The organism is Paenibacillus segetis (assembly GCF_014639155.1).
Lineage (GTDB): Bacteria > Bacillota > Bacilli > Paenibacillales > Paenibacillaceae > Fontibacillus > Fontibacillus segetis.
Window position 1 is genome coordinate 1,837,168 of record NZ_BMFT01000001.1, and the last position, 21,818, is coordinate 1,858,985.

21 protein-coding genes are annotated in these 21,818 nt (G+C 39.4%); all 21 read left to right on the forward strand.

The genetic code is table 11. The features are described from left to right. Nucleotides 1-11 precede the first annotated feature (11 nt). The gene (locus IEW05_RS08480) at nucleotides 12-545 is read left to right on the forward strand and encodes a GNAT family N-acetyltransferase (protein ID WP_188537680.1); all 534 of its coding nucleotides are present in this window, start codon (nucleotides 12-14) and stop codon (nucleotides 543-545) included. A 75-nt stretch (nucleotides 546-620) separates the two neighbouring features. Further along, the gene (locus IEW05_RS08485) at nucleotides 621-1,424 is read left to right on the forward strand and encodes an aminoglycoside phosphotransferase family protein (RefSeq protein ID WP_188537682.1); all 804 of its coding nucleotides are present in this window, start codon (nucleotides 621-623) and stop codon (nucleotides 1,422-1,424) included. A 323-nt stretch (nucleotides 1,425-1,747) separates the two neighbouring features. Then, entirely contained in the window at nucleotides 1,748-3,289 is a 1,542-nt protein-coding gene (locus IEW05_RS08490; protein ID WP_188537684.1) for a hypothetical protein, read from the forward strand. After that, the gene (locus IEW05_RS08495) at nucleotides 3,286-5,220 is read left to right on the forward strand and encodes a TOMM precursor leader peptide-binding protein (protein WP_188537686.1); all 1,935 of its coding nucleotides are present in this window, start codon (nucleotides 3,286-3,288) and stop codon (nucleotides 5,218-5,220) included. Before IEW05_RS08490 ends, IEW05_RS08495 begins: the two co-directional genes overlap by 4 nt. A gap of 110 nt (nucleotides 5,221-5,330) precedes the next feature. Beyond that, a complete protein-coding gene (locus IEW05_RS25745) occupies nucleotides 5,331-5,441 on the forward strand; it encodes a YjcZ family sporulation protein (protein ID WP_229753304.1) in 111 nt (36 codons plus the stop codon). 327 nt (nucleotides 5,442-5,768) lie between these two features. Continuing rightward, a complete protein-coding gene (locus tag IEW05_RS08500; RefSeq protein WP_188537688.1) occupies nucleotides 5,769-6,224 on the forward strand; it encodes a RidA family protein in 456 nt (151 codons plus the stop codon). Nucleotides 6,225-6,317: 93 nt separating this feature from the next. Next, nucleotides 6,318-7,040, forward strand: coding sequence for an AAA family ATPase (locus IEW05_RS08505; protein ID WP_188537690.1), 723 nt, complete (start codon nucleotides 6,318-6,320; stop codon nucleotides 7,038-7,040). 226 nt (nucleotides 7,041-7,266) lie between these two features. Beyond that, a complete protein-coding gene (locus IEW05_RS08510; RefSeq protein ID WP_188537692.1) occupies nucleotides 7,267-7,836 on the forward strand; it encodes a hypothetical protein in 570 nt (189 codons plus the stop codon). Nucleotides 7,837-8,211: 375 nt separating this feature from the next. Beyond that, complete coding sequence (locus tag IEW05_RS08515; RefSeq protein ID WP_373285788.1) at nucleotides 8,212-8,574, forward strand: ArsR/SmtB family transcription factor; 363 nt, start codon at nucleotides 8,212-8,214, stop codon at nucleotides 8,572-8,574. A gap of 22 nt (nucleotides 8,575-8,596) precedes the next feature. Beyond that, nucleotides 8,597-9,595: an NADP-dependent oxidoreductase gene (locus IEW05_RS08520; protein ID WP_188537696.1), complete on the forward strand. Its 999-nt coding sequence runs from the start codon at nucleotides 8,597-8,599 to the stop codon at nucleotides 9,593-9,595. Nucleotides 9,596-9,608: 13 nt separating this feature from the next. Continuing rightward, complete coding sequence (locus IEW05_RS25750) at nucleotides 9,609-9,947, forward strand: DUF3626 domain-containing protein (protein ID WP_188537699.1); 339 nt, start codon at nucleotides 9,609-9,611, stop codon at nucleotides 9,945-9,947. Nucleotides 9,948-10,103: 156 nt separating this feature from the next. Further along, nucleotides 10,104-11,723 carry a Na/Pi cotransporter family protein gene (locus IEW05_RS08530; RefSeq protein WP_188537701.1) on the forward strand — a complete coding sequence of 540 codons (1,620 nt, stop codon included), beginning with the start codon at nucleotides 10,104-10,106 and terminating at the stop codon, nucleotides 11,721-11,723. Between the two features lie 150 nt (nucleotides 11,724-11,873). Then, complete coding sequence (locus IEW05_RS08535; protein ID WP_188537703.1) at nucleotides 11,874-14,465, forward strand: glycoside hydrolase family 84 protein; 2,592 nt, start codon at nucleotides 11,874-11,876, stop codon at nucleotides 14,463-14,465. A 435-nt stretch (nucleotides 14,466-14,900) separates the two neighbouring features. Then, entirely contained in the window at nucleotides 14,901-15,575 is a 675-nt protein-coding gene (locus tag IEW05_RS08540; RefSeq protein WP_188537705.1) for a DUF4339 domain-containing protein, read from the forward strand. Nucleotides 15,576-16,265: 690 nt separating this feature from the next. Continuing rightward, on the forward strand, nucleotides 16,266-17,048 hold the full coding sequence (locus IEW05_RS08545; RefSeq protein WP_188537707.1) for an SDR family oxidoreductase: 783 nt from the start codon (nucleotides 16,266-16,268) through the stop codon (nucleotides 17,046-17,048). Between the two features lie 57 nt (nucleotides 17,049-17,105). Beyond that, nucleotides 17,106-17,684 (forward strand): histidine phosphatase family protein, encoded by a 579-nt coding sequence (locus tag IEW05_RS08550; protein WP_188537709.1) that lies wholly within the window; start codon nucleotides 17,106-17,108, stop codon nucleotides 17,682-17,684. 16 nt (nucleotides 17,685-17,700) lie between these two features. Beyond that, a complete protein-coding gene (locus tag IEW05_RS08555; RefSeq protein WP_188537711.1) occupies nucleotides 17,701-18,306 on the forward strand; it encodes a class I SAM-dependent methyltransferase in 606 nt (201 codons plus the stop codon). Between the two features lie 531 nt (nucleotides 18,307-18,837). After that, nucleotides 18,838-19,287: a YhfM domain-containing protein gene (locus IEW05_RS08560; RefSeq protein ID WP_194434107.1), complete on the forward strand. Its 450-nt coding sequence runs from the start codon at nucleotides 18,838-18,840 to the stop codon at nucleotides 19,285-19,287. Nucleotides 19,288-19,609: 322 nt separating this feature from the next. Continuing rightward, on the forward strand, nucleotides 19,610-20,059 hold the full coding sequence (locus tag IEW05_RS08565; protein WP_188537715.1) for a DUF1569 domain-containing protein: 450 nt from the start codon (nucleotides 19,610-19,612) through the stop codon (nucleotides 20,057-20,059). Nucleotides 20,060-20,302: 243 nt separating this feature from the next. Then, nucleotides 20,303-20,740, forward strand: coding sequence for a GNAT family N-acetyltransferase (locus IEW05_RS08570; RefSeq protein ID WP_188537717.1), 438 nt, complete (start codon nucleotides 20,303-20,305; stop codon nucleotides 20,738-20,740). A 238-nt stretch (nucleotides 20,741-20,978) separates the two neighbouring features. Continuing rightward, the gene (locus tag IEW05_RS08575) at nucleotides 20,979-21,632 is read left to right on the forward strand and encodes a lysozyme inhibitor LprI family protein (RefSeq protein WP_188537719.1); all 654 of its coding nucleotides are present in this window, start codon (nucleotides 20,979-20,981) and stop codon (nucleotides 21,630-21,632) included. The last annotated feature ends 186 nt before the right edge of the window (nucleotides 21,633-21,818 follow it).

A 21,818-nucleotide genomic window follows, 5' to 3' on the forward strand; every position in this document is an offset into this window, starting at 1 on the left:
GGTGGAGAAAAGTGATCTATATTGAAACAGCGAGATTGCGTCTGCGAGATTGGGAAGAAGCTGACTTGGAGCCATTTTGTCGACTCAATGCAGATGAACAAGTTATGAAGTATTTTCCTAAAACCTTATCGGCAGAAGAAACAAACCTATTTTATAAGTCAATTCAATCTGAATTTAATGAATGTGGCTTTGGGTTATATGCTGTAGAAGTTAAGGAAAATAAAGATTTTATAGGGTTTATAGGATTTCATAGGGCAACATTTGAGGCCGACTTTACTCCTTGCATCGAAATTGGTTGGCGACTAAAAAAAGATGCATGGGGGAACGGATATGCAACTGAAGGAGCGGCAGCGTGTTTACAATATGGATTTAACACCTTGGGTTTTGATGAAGTGTATAGTTTTACAGCCGATATTAATGCACCTTCAAAAAATGTGATGATAAAAATCGGTATGAGATATGTAAAAATGTTCGTTCACCCGAAAGTTGACGAAGATAGCCCATTAAACAAACATGTTCTTTTTCATGTAAAAACAAAGCCATAATAGTATCGTCGCGAATACCATAACGTTATAGGAAATCTGCGCGAATTAAATTGATGGTTCAAGGGGAGGAAAAAATTGACGGAGCACGAGGAAGTCCTTTCTGGAGGAAATATTAATAACGTAGTTAAGGTAGGAGAGACAGTCCGACGTAATGCTCAGCCAAATCCGTATGTACATAAATTGCTTAAACACCTTGAAAAAGTTGGCTATCCCCACTCTCCTAGATACATGGGTATAGACGTGAAGGGGAGAGAAATCCTTTCTTACCTTGAAGGTGTAGTTCCAGGGAACGATTACCCTGAAATTGATAGATATATGTGGTCTGACGAGGTCTTAGCCGAGCTGGCTAAACTCTTAAGAAACTTTCACGATGCAACTATAGGCTTTATATCATCTACACAGTCAATTAATGAGTATCCTGAGCCTTCATTACATGAGGTTATCTGTCATAACGATGTTGCATTGTATAACGTTGTGTTTAAAGAACAACATCCTGTAGGTATTATTGATTTTGATATGGCGGGGCCAGGACCACGTATTTGGGATATTGTTTACACATTGTATACATGTGTTCCACTTTCAACATTTTCTCCAGGAGAAGATGATAGAGTAGTTGAGGATTACAATCAAAAGAGTCATGCAGCTACGCGAAAGAGACGTATTGAGATATTTTTCAATTCTTACGGTATCCAAGTGCCAAGTGATCTTAAGCAGTGGGTAATTTCTCGTATCAATTTTATGTGTACTACACTATCCGACAGAGCTGAAGCTGGAGACACTGCGTTTATAAGGCTAGTTGAAGAAGGTCATTTAGCTCATTACGTGAATGAGATTGAATTTCTTGAACAGCATTTTAATGACTGGTGGGGTACTCACTGAAGGGCTTATACAGTTTGGTTGTCAGAGATGAATCAACATAGAAGAAGCTTTGAATACAAATGACCCAGCCTAAGATAAGAGCTATCTAGGGTTGGGTCATTTGCTGTCTACATAGTCATTAAGGTCGTTAAGTATGCAACAGTTGAGGGACACTACAATCAAAATAAAGCCTATAAGCAATCCATTGTCCGACGAGAGAAGAGTCATAGATAAACAGCAGATCACATATCTTTAAAATGAATTTTGTCGTTCGTGGAATCAGTGTTTTGATTAGCTTGAATAGTTCATTTAGCTTCACAAAGTTGGGGAAGGAGTTGTGCAAGATGTCTCTTCATGAGGAAGGTACGCTTGTGGTCGGTTCTGGCCGAATCTTGCTCTCGCTTGCTGAATCATGGTATGAATCCGGTTTGTCCAAACTCACGATTTATGTAACAAACAAGGAACCAACAGACATGGGACAACTTATGAACCATTGCAAAGATACTCAAGGCAGTGAGAATGAGAGCACTTTAAATATTATTGCAACTGAAGGAGAAGAGGACCCGAATTGGAAGACGATCGTTCGGCCTTTTCAATTTATTTTATATGTTGCGGAGCATGGCGAATTGGAGGAGCTACGGAATGTTCAGCAAGCTTGTATAGCAGAAAAGAAACAGATGCTACCTGCCATCGCGATAAATGGAATGGGAATGGTAGGCCCGCTACTACATCCAGATGGGGACAGACTTTGGGAATCTGCCTGGCTGAGAATTCATTCGTCCGTCTTTCCCGAGAATCCAACGCAGGAGATCTTCTCCACTGCGGCCGCAGCCATCTTAGCGAATCTTATTGTTCATGAATGGCATCAAGAGATTACGGGTGAGCATGAATTGGACGCTAGAAATCAATGCTATTTACTTGACCCTGTCACTTTAACTGGAAGATGGCATCCTTTTCTATCTCATCCTTTAGTATCCGGATATGACGTGGCCCGTCCGTTGAAAAATATGGCATTTAGCCTAAGCATAAATCATGAACAGGTAAGTCCGGAGGTATGGTTTACAGCGTTCAACCAACTGACTTCAAGGGTAACAGGCATTTTTCATTCATGGGAAGAGGCAGATTTAATCCAGCTTCCGCTGGCACAGTGTCTTGTTCAGCCGGTGGACCCTTTGTCCAAAGAACCCACACATCTTTTACCAACCATTGTCCGAAGTGGATTAACACATGTAGAGGCTCGGCAAGAGGCGGGATTGGCGGGGCTCGAAGCCTATGTGGCCCGTTTAATCCCGTTGTTGTTTACTGGTTTTCCTCCACAACAGCTGGAAGAAATCAGTATCGGAACAGGGTGCGATATTACTGAAGCCGCTTTCCGGGGGGGGAGGGCTTGTTTAACTAAAGAGTTAGGCAAGCGGATTTTGTCTGATCAGCCGACTGTAGTTCAGCGTATAGCATGTCCGCAAATTGAAGACGTCCGTTGCCAGTATTATTTGCAAGCGTTAACCATCCTAGAGGGCGAATCTCTTCTTGCAGTAGGTGAGCCTTTGCTCGGTTTTCCGACAGTGTGGGTTTTTTCGGATTCCTTGTGGTATGGCAGCGTAGATCTTAGTTTTACACTTGCACTTCGTCAATCTCTACAGAAGGCGCTCCGTAAGACCGAGCCTACTGAAGTTTCTCCTGTCCTTTGGGAGGATCATGAAATGCAAGACATGACAATTTCCAATGCCGATCCTCTAAACTATAGCTCTTTGCTGTTATCGGCCATTGAAACTCTGGAGCAGTACACTAAGCGTCTTGAGGTATTTGAACTGAGCACTGAATCCTTGTGGGGTAAAGGGCCGTTTGTAGCCTATGGAGTCATTCTGGGAGAGGAGGTATCCGCTTGAATACTGTCGCTATTATTGGGGAGGGTAATCTTGCCGACACGGTGTGTAAGTGCCTGTCAGGGCTCGTACTTGTCCGAAGCAAGGACTTCAGTGAAGCTATACCATCTGTAGATTTGGTATTGGTACTGCAGGATGAGGATAACTCCTCATTTTTTTATGAAGCTGATCAGATGCTACGGCCGCGTGGGATGCCTTGGTTGTGTGCCTATGTATCCCTCGGAGAAGGAATCATAGGGCCTCTGATCGTTCCGGGAAAGAGTGGATGCTTCCAATGTGCAGAAACACGGTTATCTCTGGCAGGGAGCAATCGCAAAGAAGTCGAGGATTATCTTAAGAAGCTCGTATCTGAGGATTATGTTCTCGATTATACTACTGAAATATCTTCAGCGGGAGCTAGTTATATGGCACATATTATCTCAGCGGAAACGGAAAAGGTGCTGCGGGGAGACAGAGCGAATTGTGAAGATCATCTCTATTTGGTCAATTTGAGTCATTTGAGCAGTACCATCCATTATGTCTTACCCATTGGGACTTGCTCGGTATGCGGCCAATTGCATGATGATTCCGCGGAATTAGCAAAGATCTCACTACAGAAGTGTCTCAAACAGGGCAACAGCTATCGCTCCCGTTCGATGAGTGATTTGAAGAAGGTTCTGCTCAAAGACTATTGGGACAGTCGAACTGGTATTTTTAATGATAAGAAGTGGGGGCTCGCCTCAACCTTTGCCAGTGCCGCTATAAATCTTCCTTTAGGTTTTTATGATGAGGTCACGGGAGGGCATTCACACTCCTATGTGAATAGTGAACTTGCGGGGATATTAGAAGGATTAGAGCGTTATTGTGGTGTAACTCCACGTGGTAAAGAAACGAATGTAGAGGGCAGCTATTCCCAACTTAAGGACATTGCGTTTAATCCGTCTACGGTAGGGTTTCATGCAGAGGAGCAATTCGAACAACCTGATTTTCCCTTCATCCCATATGATCCTGATTCTCCAATGGAATGGGTCTGGGGATATTCGTTTGTAGAGGCACGTCCGATTCTGGTCCCCAATCTGTTAGCATATTACAGTATGGGCGATGTAGGGGGCTTTGTATATGAAATCTCCAACGGGTGCGCGGTGGGCGGAAGTTTAGAGGAGGCCATCTTATACGGGATTCTTGAGGTGGTTGAACGAGATTCCTTTCTAATGACCTGGTATGCAAAACTACAGGTTCCGCGGCTTGACATTAAATCATCGGGAGATTCGGAACTGATCCTAATGGCCCTACGTTTAGAAGCGGTTACTGGTTATGAATTAAGTTTATTCAACACTACGATGGAAAACGGAATTCCGAGCATATGGGCACTGGCAAAAGGAAGGTCAGAACACAATGTGAACCTCATCTGTTCTGCTGGAGCTCATCTCGACCCGTTACGGGCGGCCAAGAGCGCGATACATGAGCTGGCGGGCATGATCCCAATGGCTGAAAGGAGATTGAAGGAACGAAGGCTCGAAGCTGAAGCTATGCTTGATGACTCATTCCTGGTGCAGCAAATGGAAGATCATTCTTTGCTCTATAGCTTGCCACAGGCAGAGGAACGGCTTCACTTCTTATTAGACGAACGGAACCCTATCCGTACTTTTGCAGAAGAGTTTCATTCACTTCCGTGGCAAGAAGATTTAACAGAGGATCTAAAACAAATTCTTTCAGTTTTCCACAGTCTTCAGATGGACGTCATTGTAGTTGACCAGTCATCAAGTGAGACTCTCCGCAACGGACTGCGTTGTGTGAAGGTGCTCATCCCGGGAATGTTACCCATGACATTTGGACATCATCTTACCCGGCTCATTGGCCTGAATAGGGTACTGGATGTACCGATGCAGCTAGGTTACGCAGACCGCAGACTGACTCCGCAGGAGCTTAACCCTTATCCGCATCCATTTCCGTAGGCGGGGACAAATTACTTAAGGTATTCACATATTTTTTTAAAAAGAGTCCAATCCACTAGTCGTTTGCATTCATACAATTTAGAATAATCGACGAGGGGAGGAATATCGCGATGGGAGAACTTGGTGGAATCGGAAGCTGTAGCTGTGGCTTGTTTACAAGCACAGGTGTAATCCTCGTATTATTCATTCTGTTAGTTATTGTTTCTCGTGCATTTATCTAACATCTAACATTTGCAGCATACAGACTATCGAGCCCTGTCTTGATGAATCAAAAGACAACGTCAGCAATCCTATTGACGTCCTTAATAGTCGTTCTCGGCTTTTTATCTAGTCTGTTAAAGCTTAAGTGGAGATACCGCTTAAGCTTTTTCATTTTTTATAATATGAAGAAGCTTGTATATTGGCCTTATCGTTGCAGGGCTACCCCCCTTGGGTTGTCTAGATGTATAATCATGGAAGAAGCTAAGGCAGGGTCATTTTGTGAATGTACATACGTTAGGTGAAATCCTAGCAATATAAATCAAAACCTAGAAAGGTAGGAAAATTAAATGGGAAATCACATTGAAGATCGTTTAGAAAGCTTAGGAATCACATTACCTAATGCTAGTAATCCAGCAGCTAGTTATACGAATTTTGTAATCGTAAACGGACTCATGTTTGTATCGGGTAAAGGTCCTACTGGAAAACCTAAAGGAAAACTTGGAAGTGATTTTAATACAGATGATGGCTATGAATTTGCAAGGCAAACAGGAATTGAAGTTCTTGCTGTATTGAAGGATGCTTTAGGATCATTAGAGAAAGTGAAAAGAGTTGTTAAGGTCCAAGGATTTGTAAATGCAGAAGCATATTTTGAAGAGCATCATAAAGTTTTAAACGGATTTTCTGAATTGATGTTTGAGGTGTTTGGAGATAAAGGCGTTCATGCAAGATCTGTTTTTGGAGCAGTATCAGTAAGAGATAATCTACCCATCATTGTTGATTCAATATTTGAAGTAGAAGAATAATTGACACAATATTTACCTAAGACGATTTTAAATAACGAATACCATATTTTTTCAATGAATGAATTAGAATAAAGATTCCGGAGGAAACTAGTTATGTTTCTACGTGAAATAATTAAGATGACTGACAAGATACAACATCATGATCAATATCCATTCAATATACCCACGATTCGAAGTTTAGATAGGCTATCCTTTAATAAAAATGTAACTTTTTTTGTGGGAGAGAATGGTTCTGGAAAATCCACTCTGTTAGAAGCCATTGCCTATCAATGTGGTTTCAATACTGGTGGGGGAAGTCGGAATAATCAATATGATTTAGAGTCCTCAGAAGCCCGATTAGGTGATTGTATTAGGCTTTCTTGGATGCCTAAGGTAAACCAGGGGTTCTTTCTTAAAGCAGAAACATTCTATAGTTTTGCTTCACATATCGATAAGCTAGCTGAGGAAGATCCTTCTCTTTATAGGTATTACGGAGGGAAATCTCTACACGAACAATCGCATGGAGAAGCATTCGTCTCCTTATTTAAGAATCGATTTGGTCAACGAGGGATTTATATTTTAGATGAGCCGGAGGCGGCCCTCTCTCCTCAAAGGCAGATATTGTTCTTAAGCATCATTCATGAATTGCAGAAGAATGCTCAATTAATAATAGCAACCCATTCACCCATTCTTATGGGGTATCCTAATGCAGATATCTATAACTTTGATTCAATCCCGGTGACAAGAATTGGATACAAGGAAACTGAACATTACCAGGTTACTCGCAGGTTTTTAGAGAATAGAGAATTCTATTTAACAGAGATTCTTGAAGAATAAATGTACGCATACTTACTATTCAATTGAAACTTTTAGAATTACGGCATGCTGAAAGAGGATTGGATTAAACAAGAATTAAAGCAATATTAAAGTTTAGGGGAAATAGATTCACCAGATAACCTTACACTGGCTTGGTCTACCGGACCCGTTCGCGATGCTCCCTTAAGTTAGTGAGGTTCGTGAATGTGATAACATTATCGGAAATCTGATTAGGAAGGTATTTGCAATGAAGAAGTTTATATTGGTAGTTTCTATATTAGTTTTCATAGGCTTAGCTCTTGTTATTCTAATCAATTATTATCCCAAAGAAGTAAGTATAAATGCACAAGGCATAAAATATAGATTAGGAACTGAGCTTGTGGAATCGGAAAAACTAGTACATGTACAAATTGAAGGAAAGTTATACAAAAGCTTCTCTGGTAAGAGGAGATTTGAAGGTATGATTGATATAGAGGGAGAAGAAATACCTGTTCCGCTAGACCAGAGACAACTAACAATACCCATTACCAATGAAGGATGGGGAGCCATTAGTTATCCTTATTTTAAGTATCGAGAAACAAATGGTGCAGTAGAAAGTGCCCACATTTACCAGTATGGATCTATTGTGATAAACAATGATTTCACGAAAGTAACAATATTTGTCGTAGATCAAAATCAATTAATAGATAATAACGGAACTGGGTGGAATGGAGAAAGTGGTCAAATGATAACAGCACCAGCTAGTAGCAGGACAGAAGCTATTCGTATATCCAACGAGATAGCTGAGAAATTTCTAAGAGGGTTCCAATTGAAATAATGTTAAAACATAATGTAAGAAAAATTCAGGGGATGCCTCAGACATCCACTAAACTAGGATCACGCTAAGGCGTAGGACGAAAGAAGTAAAGTTCAGTAGAAGTAAGCGCACAAAGACAGATGCCCAGTCTAAGATTAAAACTATCTAAGGCTGGGTCTTTTCGTGAATACAACAACAAAATATACGTAATCAACGCAAAAAAAGCGGCAGTTAAGGACCATTTTTCTCGTCCAAGGCTGCCGTTGCTTAATATGTTGGGGTAAAAGAAAAACAGATGCAAAATTTTACCATGTCATCTCGATTTTCTTTCCCAAGGTTGCAGAGCACATCCAATTATGACATACTCGTCAGCAAATGGTTCACTAAGTTAAACGAATGAACGAGACGAAAGCGGTGAGAATCATAAATAAACAGCAACAAGTCGAAGTCATCAAAGAAGACTTCAAATATTGCCAGAAAGTCTTTTTAGCTATTGGTAATGAAACCCGGCAATCAATTATTACGGTACTTATGGAAACTACATGTTCGAAAGGACTGCGCGTAGGTGAGATTACTGAAAAAACCCATCTATCACGACCAGCGGTCTCCCATCATCTAAAAATCTTAAGAGACGCTGAAATTATTATGGTGAGGGAAGAAGGATCTAAAAATTATTATTTTATAGACGTTAGAACAAAATTAGGGACGTTAAAAATTCTGATTAACCATATCGATGAATTTATAGAACAATACTATTAGATATAAAGATGGAGGTTTCTTGATGAAAGCTATGGTAATTAATAAATATGGGAAACACCCTCTTCAATTGACCGACATGCCAGAACCTGAAGTGGGTGATTATGATGTGCTGGCAGAAATCCATGCGGCAAGTATTAATCCTATCGATTTCAAAGTACGAGATGGCAAAGTTCGTATGCTGTTGAAATACGATATGCCGCTTGTTTTAGGAAATGATTTTTCAGGTATTGTCATCAAATCAGGAAACAAGGTTACAAAATTTAAAGTCGGTGATGAAATTTACGGTCGACCAAGTAAGAATAGAATTGGAACTTTCGCTGAATATATTTCCATACATGAAGACGATATAGCGTTAAAGCCAGAAAACCTTTCCTTTGAGGAAGCTGCATCCATCCCATTAGTCGGACTAACATCCTATCAAGCATTGCATGATATATTACAGCTATCGGCAGGACAAAAGGTATTAATTCAAGCTGGGGCGGGTGGTGTTGGCACTTTTGCTATCCAACTTGCCAAAGCGATGGGGGTTTACGTTGCAACAACTACTAGCGAGGCTGGAGCTAAATTGGTCGAATCACTTGGAGCCGATCAAATTATCAATTATAGAACAGAACAATTTGATCAGGTCTTACAAGATTATGATGGAGTATTCGATACAATAGGCGGAGAGACATTAGAAAAGGCTTTTAAAACAGTTAAATCAGGAGGACAAATTGTATCGGTATCAGGGTTACCCAATGCACGCTTCGGAGAAGAATTTGGGTCCGGATTCATAAAAACGAATCTTTTTCGATTGATCACCCGTAAGCTGACCAAATTAGAGAATAAATATAATGTCAAATACAACTTCCTGTTCATGAAACCAAGTGGCAGACAATTGGAGATCATTTCGGAACTTATTGAATCAGGAAAAATAAAGCCTGTTATTGATCAAATTTTTCCTTTTGTAGAAGCTCAAAAAGCGATGGAGTATTCCGAATCGGGCAGGGCAAAAGGAAAGATTATTTTAAAGATAAAGTGATGGGTAACCATAGTTGAATAGCGTAATTAAAAATCTCAATTATAGAAACAAGTTGGGGCTATTGTATAATCTTGAACGTCCGTTAAAAGATCCGTCAGAACTGTTTCCCCATCGGAACCTTAACCATTTTATCGAAGCTCAAGTTCATGGAGAAATATTTCTTCAAGATGATGTGGAAATTTTAGTTGCTGATCCATCGTTCAAACGAACAGGTATTGGGAATTACTTAGAGCAAATCAGTATCAAATATTCCATTAAACTAGTTTGGCATATGGGGTTTGCAATGTTTGGCATGTACTCGTTCGATATGGTAATCCGATTGATGAACATCGAGGCAACTGATTTAATATGAAAATTTGCTTATTACAATCATTTCATAAAGTCCTCCCTAAATACACACAATAAATGCCATAAGTTGTCTAAACTTGAATTATTCAATTTCGTACAAGTTTATGATAAATTAATATGGGTTTTGAACGAACCAACATCTGAGGGAGGCTTACACATATTGGATTGGCAAGAGATATTGTTTAAGTTTGTTGGGGGGCTCGGCATCTTTCTGTTTGGTATTAAATTTATGTCGGATGGTCTGCAAAAGTCAGCCGGAGACAAAATGCGCGGAATTCTGGAAAAATACACTTCTCATCCCATTCTGGGGGTGCTTGTTGGTATCGGGGTCACCTGTCTGATTCAGTCTTCAACAGGGACGACAGTCATGGCGATCGGCTTGGTTAATGCAGGTCTAATGACACTCAGACAAGCAATCGGAGTCGTACTTGGAGCGAACATCGGTACAACGATGACCGCATTTATTGTAGGGATTAAAATCGAAGAGTATGCATTGCCTATTATTGCGGTAGGGGCATTCTTTTTATTTTTTATGAATAAGAAAAAATTTCAATACATTGGGCAAGTCATCTTCGGATTCGGTGCGTTGTTTCTCGGACTTTCTACGATGGGTGGAGGTGTGAAGCCGCTCCGGGAACTACCTGCGTTTACTGATTTTATGGTACAGCTTGCCGATCAGCCCGTGCTCGGACTAATTGTCGGTACGGTCTTTACGATGATTGTACAGAGCTCAAGTGCGACGATTGGGATTCTGCAGACTATTGCAGACGAAGGGATGATATCTCTTCATGGGTCTCTGCCGATTCTGTTCGGTGATAATATCGGGACCACCATAACAACGGTGCTTGCTTCAATTGGAGCTTCCATTGCGGCAAAACGGACAGCGTTGGTGCACGTTATTTTCAATGTCTGTGGGGCCATTATCTTTATGCTCTTGCTGCCTGTGGTACTCTGGGTTGTGGAATGGATGGGAGAAGGACTTAATATTCGGATGCAAATTGCTTACGCGCATGGACTGTTTAACGTGACGAATACACTCATCTTCCTCCCATTGATTCCCGTGTTAGCATGGGTTGTAACAAAAGCTATTCCAGGAAAAATGGAAGAGATTCAATTTAGACCGATCTTTCTAGACGAGCGTTTGCTTGCTACACCCGCGGTGGCGTTAGGTCAAGCCCAACACGAAATTTTACGGATGGGTCAGTATGCCAAAGAGTCATTGCAAGATGCGACCAAGTTCTTTTTTAATCAGGATACGAAGTTTGCAAATCTTGCATTACAGAAGGAAGGGCTCATAAATGAGCTCAATCGCAAAATTATCGACTATATTACTCGGATTCACCAGAATAACGGACTTCCAGAGGGCGAATCGGAAAAAGCTTCCGGCTGGTTCCAGACTGTCAGTGACATCGAACGGATCGGAGACCATGCGGAGAATGTTGTAGAGTTAGCTGAATTCAGCATAAACAACAAGATGGAGTTCTCGGAAGCCGCGACGAAAGAGCTTCAGGAGATGATGGAAGTCGCTGATCAGACCGTAGAGAAAGCGCTGATAGCTCTGGAGAAACAAAACGCCGAAATGGCTAGAGCAGTATTACAGCTGGAATTGAAGCTGGATGAACTTGAGGTTATATTCCGAAAGAATCACATCAAGCGTCTAAACCAACAATTGTGTGCAAGTGGAGCCGGCACGATCTACTTAGACCTGCTTACCAATCTCGAACGGATCGGAGATCATTGCAAGAATATTGCTCAATTCGTTCTGCACGAACAACATTAATAGAGTAGGTTATGGATTGTCTCGTCCTGTTCTGTAAGGGCGGGACATTTTTTATGGGGTTGAAATCGAGCCACTTTGTTTGTCATAATGGTTATTGGTGTTATACGGATTCATCATTAACATTTACTCCATGAGAAGAGGTCAATCACAATGAACAATCATTTAAGTCAGACAACAAACCATCCTTATGAAATTTATCCTATTCCTCAGGATATTAATTATTATGAAGGTGAAGCTACAATAACAGATTGTGTTCATATCGTTACCCATGCTGAGCTAAAAGAGGCCACATTGCCTAAACTGCAAGAGGCTTTAACTTTATACGGTTATACATATACGGTATCAGATGATTTTGCAGCTGGTAAAAGCAATATTTATCTTACAAATCAGCAGCAGTGTAATAAACATTGGTTGGCAAGTATTCATCCAGAGTCCATTTCCGAATTGACTCAAAGAGAAGGGTACAGCCTAGTGATCAATGGAGATTCAGTTTGCAATGTGGCTATTATCGGTAGTGATAGCGATGGAATCCATTATGGTGTTGTTACTTTGAATCGTATTCTGAGCCAATTAACAAATCATGTTATACAGAAATGTGTGATCACGGATTATCCTGAAATATTGTATCGTGGATATATTGAGGGGTTTTATGGTTATCCGTGGAGTCATGAAGATCGTATGGATCTCATGAAATTTGGTGGCGAACAGAAGTTAAATACTTACATCTATGCTCCTAAAGATGACCCTTATCACAGAAAACACTGGAGAGATTTATATCCGAGCGAAAAAGCACAGGAAATTTCCGAACTTGCGGCTGCTGGCCACGCTAACAATTTGAATTTTGTATGGACCATTCACCCAGGGGAGACGATTGACCTCTCATCAGAGGAGGATTTTCAATCTGCGATTGCTAAGTTAGAACAGCTATACACCCTAGGAGTACGCCAATTTGGCATACTGTTCGATGATCTCGTTGGCGTTCCAAATGGAATAGAGCAAGCGGAGTTTATCAATAGAATTGATACCGAATTTGTCAAAGCTAAAGGTGATATCAGGCCTCTCCTCACCGTGGGTACAAGATATTGTGAAGCTTGGGGCCCATCGATGACAGAATATTTCAAACCTTTTGTAGAGGTCCTTCATGATGATGTTGAAATTATGTGGACGGGTGCAGCGACGATGTCCAATATCTCTAAAGAACAATATGATGCACCAAAACGAGCAATAGGTACTGACAAGAACCTATCTGTATGGTGGAACTATCCTGTTAATGACTATTGTGACTCCAAAATTCTCATGGGTAAAATAGAAAATTTAAGCTCGGATCTGAATAATGTAAATGGGTTCTTCTCGAATCCTATGAATCAACCTCAAGCTTCTAAACAAGCCTTATTCTGCATTGCGGATCACAACTGGAATACAGATGCTTTCAACTGTGAAGTAAGTTTTTCCGCATCATTTAGAGCGCTTGCTCCAGAAGTAGCAGAAGATTTGGAGCTATTCGCTTCGAATAGCTGTTATTTAAATGATGACGGCGGGATCAGTGGAGACTTTTTGTTCGATGAATCATGGTACTTGAAAGATGATGTCAAAGAACTACAAACTGGCATAGAACATGGACAAGATATAACTGAATGTGCGAACAGATTGATGAATCATTTCATTAGAATGGAAGCAGCAGCAGATCGTATTAAAGAGAAATGTTTAAATTTACAGTTGGTAAAAGAATTAGATCCTTTCTTGGATGCTTTTAAATTGATGACCCAATCAGCGAAGCATGTGATTCAAGCTGTTACAGCCTTGCAACGTGGTGACGTGCTTGAAATGGAACGTAACAATGAAGTTGCGCATAACCTGTTCAAATCCATGGAACAATGTAAAGTTCAAAGACTAAAAGATGAGGTTCCACAGAATTATGTCGTAGATGTAGGTACCTTAGTAATTAAACCTTTTATTGCTGAAACGATTACGTTGACAGCCATTATTGCTGGAACCGAACAAAAGCCATTATCGCTTGACTACGATATGAAGAATCTTGCATTACAATCTCTTGGGGTTACAGCAACGGCTTCGAGTAGTGTGAATGACAACGAAAATGGCAGTAAGACCATTGATGGCACGATTAAAAGTGGGAAGTGGTGTTCGCCAGATCATAGACCACATCTTACTATCGATTTGCAGCAGCCTAGAACTATTAAGCAATATCGTATTATTAACTGCGGACATCCTGTGGCTAGGGAAACCAAAGTATGGAACACCAAGCATTTTCAGATCCTTGCTAGTTTAGATGGTGATCAATTCACAATCATTGATGAAGTAACAGATAACAAAGATGATGTGGTTAACCGTATTCTTGACAATGAAACGACAGCAAGATATATCCGTCTGCAGATTGTTGAACCAACACAAATAAGCATAGACGGAAGCGGACATACGCGTATCTACGCTTTTGAATTATTCGATGAATGTTATCCAGAGCAATCAGAAAAAGTACTCACATCTGAAATCCAGATTGAAAAACCAGGTAAAATCATCATTAAGAATGTAAAAATGGGCGATGTTATCTCTTTGTATCGATCATTGAATGAAGAAACTCCATTTGCGGTATCTGAGAAAGCTTCTGAAGATAAAACTGAGGTTGTGTTTGAAGGCGTAGCGCTGCGTGAAGATGGAGACAGAATATTTATTGAGAGAACATCTGGTAAATATCTACCAAGTATCAGAACATCAAAAGGAATCTAGAGATATCTTTACAATAGAACCATCCAGCTATCCGATCATGGAATAGTTGGAGGTTCTTTTTTTAGGACGGATTCACAAGCTAAGTGTGACAGCTCTTCTATGGAGACTACTTGAGCAGAATTCCAATCAGGACTTTTACGAGGACGATGGTTAATGAGATGAATTACAAGAGCCAATTCTTCGCTGGAACATCCTCAAAATCATACCCCTTAGGCAAGAACACCAAAGGCTACTTCTATCGAATAAGCAGTTTTATCCGGCATTTTCAAACCCACATATTATCGGGTTTTCCTTGGATTATGAGCTTAATGCCGGGCTATCGCTCCTTGGTTTTTAGCTGTATAATCATGGAAGAATCCCCTTGATTAAGGCGGGTCATTTCGTCGACACCAAAAGATTGGAACAATATAATATAATCCAATAAGGAGGGAATATATGTTTTGTAGCAAGTGCGGAGAGGAAAAGAAAAATTCAACTTGTCCTAATTGTGGAAATACCGTCTTTACTCCACATAAACTTAAAGACTTAAAATGGGACAAGCCCAAAGAAAGTGAATATAGAACTATTTCCGCAGATACGTTAACCCCTGAACAAGAAGCTGAAGAATGGTACTATGTATTAAGAGGGGAAAGATGCGGACCAGTTTCAAGACTCCAGTTCCTTAACCTTTATAACAATGAAAAGGTGTTTTTAAGTACTAAAGTTTGGAAAGCTGGGATGCCAGGATGGGCTGACGTTAATCAAACAGATTTGATTGATATAAGTAATCAACCACCACCATTGCAAGGTGATGATATTAATAATTCAATAGTATGGGTATTGGCATTTGTCCCAATTTTAGGGCCAATAATAGAAAATATTATTTCTGGAGTAATTGGTGAAACTAGTGGTTCATTATGGTTTGTTACGTTAATTCTCAATATAATACTATGTATTACTGATGAAAATAGATTGAAAAGAGCTGGTTACAATACAAAAGAAATGTTGTTGTGGGCAATATTCTTAATCCCAGTATATCTTTTTAGAAGAGCACATTTATTGAAGCAGAAAAATGTCTATGCCATTGTTTGGTGTATAACGTTTGCATTCATGATCTTGATTCCATTTTAGGATTTCTAAAAATAATAGTATTTTAAACGCAAATATTGTTGAAAGGGCAAATCAAATGGTTGATAACTAATGGGAAGCTTTTGTTGGTGGCGATAGAAATACATACGTTAATGTCATAGGTAAAATTACATATCAAGGGAAACAAACTAATGTACTAATACAATATAAACTAAATAATGATCGTTCATTTGTGTTAAATTCAATGGAGTTTGATGGAGTTTTACAAAATATAATAACTTATACTGGATTGATGAATAGCATGTATGATGAGTAGATTTTATGTGGTATATAGAAGATGAGTCGGAGATCATTGTAACAATATCGCTCAATTCGTTCTACAGGAACAACATTAATAAGAATATCTGATGGAATGTCTCGTCCTGTCCTGTATGGACGGGACTTTCTTTATGGTCCGATCATATTGGTCTACCACACCTTAGTTGTCAGTTGTATAATCATGGAAGAAGCTCAGTATACACATGAATATTATTCCTAAGGAGAAGACCTATGAAAGAGATTATGCATATGCTCTGTTATTAGAAAAATCATCTAAATAAGTACTCCTTGTAAGAAACGGGACTGAAAAATAGATGAGAGAATGAACTCGGCACTTTATTTTTATCATGGAGAGGTATAGTCATTCAATTTTCATGGACAAATATTTTTATTTTCTAAAAGGAGAAATAAATCATGCAGAAGAGAGATCTAGAAAGAAAAATAGCCATAGTAACAGGTGCTTCTCGCCTTAGCGGCATCGGGGCAGCAATATGTACAGCGCTGGCTAGTAAAGGAATTGATGTATTCTTTACATATTGGACTACCTATGATGAAGAGATGCCTTGGGGAATTCATGTAAATGAACCTCAATTGATACAAGATAACATCATAAAATATGGGGTGCGTTGTGAGAAACTAGAGTTAGATCTTTCAGATTCACTTGCTCCTGGTAGGTTATTAGATGCAGTTGAAGCGAAATTGGGAAACCCATCCATTTTAATAAACAACGCGACCTATTCCGTTGATGTAGGTTACGACACTTTAACCGCTGAAGTACTTGATAAACATTACCAAGTAAATATTCGTGGTACCATGTTATTAAGTGTAGAATTCTCTAAACGATTTAATTATTCAAAAGGTGGAAGAATTATCAATCTAACTTCTGGTCAATCACTAGGACCGATGGCTGGTAATATAGCTTATGCTACTACTAAAGGAGCCATTGATATATTCACTTCAACCTTGTCGGCTGAAGTAGCCTCTAAAGGAATTACAGTTAATGCAGTGAATCCAGGACCAACGGATACTGGATGGATGAATGATGGCGTGAAAAATGATATTTTGACTAAATTTCCAAGGGGTAGAATTGGAGTGCCTCAAGATGCTGCGCGATTAATTACTTTTCTTGCAAGTGACGATGCAGAGTGGGTAACTGGACAAATTATTCACTCAGAAGGTGGATTTCAAAGAGGTTAGCAAGAAGTTTAGACAGAATCTCAAGGATGCCGAGAATGAAATGAAAGAGGAAAATATATGACATTGATAGGGCTTATAAGACATGGAGTGACAGATTGGAATGATGAACACAGAGCACAGGGGCAAGCCGATATACCTTTAAATGATGAGGGACGGAGACAAGCTGAATTACTATCTAGGAGAATGGCGAACGAAGACTGGGATTATATTTATTCAAGTGACCTATCAAGAGCTCTTGAAACAGCAGAAATTATAGGAAGAATTAAAAATATTGAAGTGACAACAGACCAACGGTTAAGAGAAATGAACTGCGGACTTATTGAGGGAACTACTGAACAAGATAGGGTTAAAAAGTGGGGATACGGATGGTCCAAACTAGATCTTGGTATTGAAACAAATGATGAGATTATGACAAGAGGAATGAAATGTATTACAGACATTTCCGAAAGACATCCCGACCAAAAAATACTGATAGTAAGTCATGGAGCGCTAATTGGCCTGACCTTAAAGAAACTAATTCCGCATATCGATACAGAAGAACCGCTTCATAATTCATCGGTAACTATTTTAAATAAAGAGAAATTTAGATGGGATTGTGAACTATATAATTGTATCACTCACTATAAAAACGATTAACAAAGGTGGGAGATTTATGGAGAAACAGAAGTTAATACGTATTTTTGATAGGCAAGCAACCCAATATGATAAAAAAAGAGAAGACCCAAAACAAAAACTTTGGCGTCAGAATCTTCTAAGTCATGCTAAGGGCGAGGTGCTTGAACTTGCAGTAGGGACCGGTGCAAATTTTCCATACTATCCTAAGGAAGTGAAAATTACCGCAACTGACTTTAGTGAGGCAATGATTGAGAAAGCGCAACAGGCAGTAAAACACTATCACCTTCATGCAGATTTTATTTGTTCTGATATTGAAGAACTGAACTTTCCCGATCAATCGTTTGATACTATTGTTTCAACGCTATCGATCTGTAGTTATAAGAATCCAATAGTGGTACTGGATAAAATCAAACGGTGGTGTAGACCAGGCGGGAAGATCCTGCTCATGGAGCATGGGATCAGTTCTAACTTTATGGTTTCCACACTCCAAAAAACTTTTAACCCGCTGTTATATCGTGTGTATGGTTGCCACTATACGAGGGACATACTTGGACTGATTTCAGAGTCGGGTATCAAAATCGATAAAGCGGAAAGCTATTGGCTTAATATGGTTCATCTTATTTGGGCGAAACCGCAACATTGAAGTGAAGGTGAAATTTTGTTTAACAGATAAACCTGAAATAACAGGGTTCGAATTGGTAATCAACAAAACAAGCGAGTGAAAAATTGCGGATGTGGAGTTCTTAGAAACTCCTCATCTTTTTTATTATCCCTTAAGTTAGATGAGTACGCGAAACGTGCGAAACAAATAAACATCTGGATCAAACATTATAAAGAGAACAAGGCTGCTGTCATAACCAGTAGTCTCGTTGTGCTAACGCGCGGTCATGTGTAATTCCATGTAAAATTGAATAATCAGGAAAATATTTCCGAATTATAGTGATATAATTTGGGAGGGGGTGAGAGTTGATTCACCATGCTAAGCTAGCTGTAAGACTGCTTGGGCTCATAGGTGTGATTCAACATTTGGATGACAAGACTTGGACGAATAGCTTCGTCTATCACTTTACATAAGTAATTAACACGAATTCGTCTATCTACCCCAATGTGGACGATAAATGAGTTCGTAGATTAGAAGTTATAAGAAATCCCCGCAATGCTTATTTAATTGATAATGGAAGGGATGATTATTATTAAAAGACCTATTGTAATTCTAATAGTAATCGGTATTGCATTTGTATTTATTGGATGGTATTTTTTTGGTAATAGTTTCTCGATTAATAGTAGAGATGTAAAAAGTATAACCTTAGAATGCGTTCAAGATTGTATTGGAATGGATAACAGACCATTTCTAGAAAAGACTATTACCGATAAACACTCGATTAATTTATTTATAAAGGCAATTAACAATTCAGAAAAACTAAGTGGAAGTCTTGATTATGGTGTGATGTTTCTAATACGAATATCTTTTAATAACCGTACGATAAAAGAATTTCATTTAAACATTTCTAAGAATAAAGAAGCAAGTAATGGATTACTTGTAAGTTCATCAAATAGTGAAAAAGGTTACAGAATACTTGAAAAGTCAACGAATGATTTAAGGGATATCATTTATAATGACTGATTATTTGTAAGATATTGCTTCGAAGGCGGGGACATCTTATAACAATGCATTCTTGCTGCGTCGCTGACGCTCCTTGGTCGCCAGGAGGCATTTCAGAGAAGTGGAATCAGGCGACACATCCAACCGGCTAAGTGGCGAAGCCACCCGGACCTACGGTCCTTAAGCCGCTTGAACGTCAGAAATGCGAAACGTTATAGGAAATCAGTGCAAGAAATCAAAACTAATAAATTCATAAGTGATTTTATCTAACGGGTAGAACCTGAAGAAAAGCAGAGGATAAGAGATACACATAACTCAAAAAAGTTACGGAGGCGTTGTTCTAATGAAAAACATTTTTAATCAATTAAATACAAATGAAATTTTAGACCGTATCGATCAATTACGCCCAGATTCACAACCGCAATGGGGTACAATGGATATTGCACAGATGCTAGCTCATTGTTCATCTTTTCAGGATATAGCTATGGGAAACTCCACTTTTCCAAGAAGTTGGATAGGGATATTAATAGGAAAGTTTGTGAAACCCATCGTTTATAACGATAAGCCAACTCCTAAGAATATGTCCACGCTTCCAACATTAATAATTGTAGATAAAAGAGAATTTGAAAAAGAAAAGGAAATACTGAAACAAAAAATAATAATTTTTCAAAGTAATGGTCCTGAAAAATGCACAACACACCCACATCCTTTTTTCGGTAAACTCACTTCTGAAGAGTGGGGAAAATGCATTTACAAGCACCTAGACCATCATTTAAAACAGTTTGACGTTTAGCTAATAATAATGAAGTTGCAGGTTTTCAAAGAAGGCGCTGACATCCTATAACACCATATCTACGCTGCGGGCTACGCCCTTGGTTCGCAAGATGAGGTAGGCAGAGAAGTGATTACAGCGCACAACCCTGCGAGGCTAAGTCCGTCGGACCCGGTCGCATTCGCTCCCTTAAGCCTTTCGGGTTAGCAGATACAAGAACGTTAGATGAAACCTATGCTATTACTATTTATTGGGGGTAAGTTCATGGAAGTATTATTTAATGACTATCTTATTAGTGATGATAAGTTAAAGATTAATATTGATGAAGTACTCGATTTCTTATCTAAAAGCTATTGGGCAAATACAAGACCCCATGATCGGACGAAGAAAGCAATAGAAAATTCGTATTGTGTTGGAGTTTTTTATAGAGATAAACAAGTAGGATTCGCTCGAGTCGTATCTGATTGGGCAACATTTTTTTATTTGTGTGATGTATATATTGATGATGAACATAGAAGTAGGGGAATCGGCAAGAAATTAATAGAAACAATCATGAATGTGGCAGAGCTTGAAGGTCTAATGGGGCTATTAGGTACCAAAGATGCTCATGGATTGTATGAGAAATTCGGATTTATTAAAGATGGAGAACGTTTTATGAAGCGGCCTCCTCAATGGATTTCAAAGCCTATTAACAATTCCTGATAGTAAATCGAAGAAGGCACAGGCATCATCTAACACTGTATTCACGCATCGTAGCCTGACGGCTGCTCGGTCCGCCCGAGGCATTTCGAGGAAGCGAGTTCGGGCGAACACCCCTTCGAGCCAAAGTGGCGGAGCCACCCGACGACTTTGTCGCCTTAAGCCTCTCGGGTTCGTGAATACAAGAACGTTATGCGCCATTACCGGTAAATACTAAAGATAATATTTAAGGAGATAATTTATGAAAGGTAAGATACTCTTATTATTTTTTACAACGATAGTGCTTTCAGCTTGTCAAAATATTAGTCAATCGACTACCTTGAACAGCGAAACAAAATCAATAATGAATTCTGAACTGACTCCTGATGTAGTGAGTACTGGTAATGGAACAGAATCAAAAGAAATAACTGAAGGTCATTCAGATCCTTCTAATAATGAAGGGTTATTCATGAGCATTGGGACCTATGATTTGACAGGTGAATTTCGAGATGAAATGCTTCGAAATCCTATAGATCATGATTATGAAGTGGAATTTAATGAATTTCAAAATTCCAAAGAGATTATTACAACACTGGGATGGGGGGCGTTGGAAAGCAAATATACAGAGATTTGGGATAAAGAGTTGAATCAAATATATAAAAAGCTTCTTTCTAAGTTGGATAGAGAACCAAGAGAAGCACTAATTGAATCGCAGAAAGAATGGTTACTGTATCACTTAGGGGAAACAAAATTTGTAGAGAAGACATTTATTAATAATGGTTACCTTGGATCACAAGGATCGGTAAGCCTAGGTACGGTTATACGGGAGAGAATTAGGGAAAGAACAATGCAATTATTTGAATATCGATATTTGCTAGATGGTGAAGTTGAGTTTTTATACCAGAGTAAAAAATAGAGTTGGAATCTTGATCAAAGGTTTTTAGGTGATGCTTCGAAGACAGTAACGGCGCATAACAATGTATTCACGCTTCGGGCTATTCGGTCCTCGGTACGGCCGAGGAATTTCGGGGAAGTGGCGGCAGCCGGACAATCCTACACTGGCTAAGTCCGTCGGACCCGCGCTTGCCACTTCAGTATGTAT